The sequence below is a fragment of the Dactylosporangium sp. NPDC005555 genome (genome assembly GCF_040605635.1).
Classification (GTDB): domain Bacteria; phylum Actinomycetota; class Actinomycetes; order Mycobacteriales; family Micromonosporaceae; genus Dactylosporangium.
Window position 1 is genome coordinate 1 of record NZ_JBEXDG010000191.1, and the last position, 1,090, is coordinate 1,090.

Annotated in this window: 1 protein-coding gene; it reads left to right on the forward strand. The window is 67.3% G+C overall.

From position 1 onward, the window contains the following. Positions 1–48 precede the first annotated feature (48 nt). Entirely contained in the window at positions 49–1,056 is a 1,008-nt protein-coding gene (locus ABZS58_RS51470; RefSeq protein WP_354792173.1) for an IS3 family transposase, read from the forward strand. Positions 1,057–1,090: the final 34 nt, after the last annotated feature.

The window sequence follows — 1,090 nt, forward strand, 5'->3', positions numbered from 1 at the left end:
CTTGGGGCTGATCTCCGAGAGCGCGGACACCGATCCGCGGTCGAGCAGGTGATCGACGCCGCGTTCACCGACCTGGCCGCATTGACCTCGGCCAAACGCGCCTGCGCGGTGCTGGGCAAATCCCGCGCCACGCACTACCGGCGGCAGCGGCCACGCCCGGCCACGGCTGGGCCGCGGGCACTGCGGCAGACGCCGCCGAACACGCTCACACCAGCGGAACGGGCCACTGTCCTGGCAACGCTGACCCACGAGTCCTTTGTGGACAAGTCACCGGCTCAGGTGTGGGCGACGCTCCTGGATGAGGGCACCTACCTGTGCTCGGAGTCGACCATGTATCGGATCCTGCGTGAGCACGGCGCGGTCCGGGACCGCCGCCGGCAGGCCACCCACCCGCCGCGGACCCGGCCGGAGCTCGTCGCCGACGGCCCGGGCCAGGTGTGGTCCTGGGACATCACGAAGCTGCACGGACCAGTCAAGGGCGTCTACTACGACTGCTACGTCATCATCGACATCTACTCCCGCTACATCCCCGGCTGGCTCGTCGCACCGACCGAGACCGGTGACCTCGCCAAGGCGTTCATCGCCGCCACCATCACCACCGCCGGCGCACCGCCACGGGTGATCCATGCCGACCGGGGCACCTCGATGACGTCGAAACCCGTTGCGTTGCTCCTCACCGATCTCGGCGTCGTGCGCAGCCACAGCCGCCCGAAAGTCAGCAACGACAACCCGTTCAGCGAAGCGGCGTTCAAAACCCTGAAGTACTGCCCCGCGTTCCCCGACCGGTTCGGCTCCATCGCCGACGCCCGCAGCTTCTGCGACGAGTTCTTCACCTACTACAACCACCAGCACCGCCACAGCGGCATCGGCCTGCACACACCCGCCTCCGTCCACCACGGCACCGCCGGTGAGATCCAGCAGCTGCGCGCAGAGGTCCTCGACACCGCCCACACGCGCCACCCGGACCGGTTCCGGCGACCGCCGCGACCACCAGCCCTCCCGCAGCAGGTCTGGATCAACCGACCAGCCCTGGAAACAGTCATACAGAACAACTAAAAAGATCTTGTCTCAATGATCTTGACAGATTCCG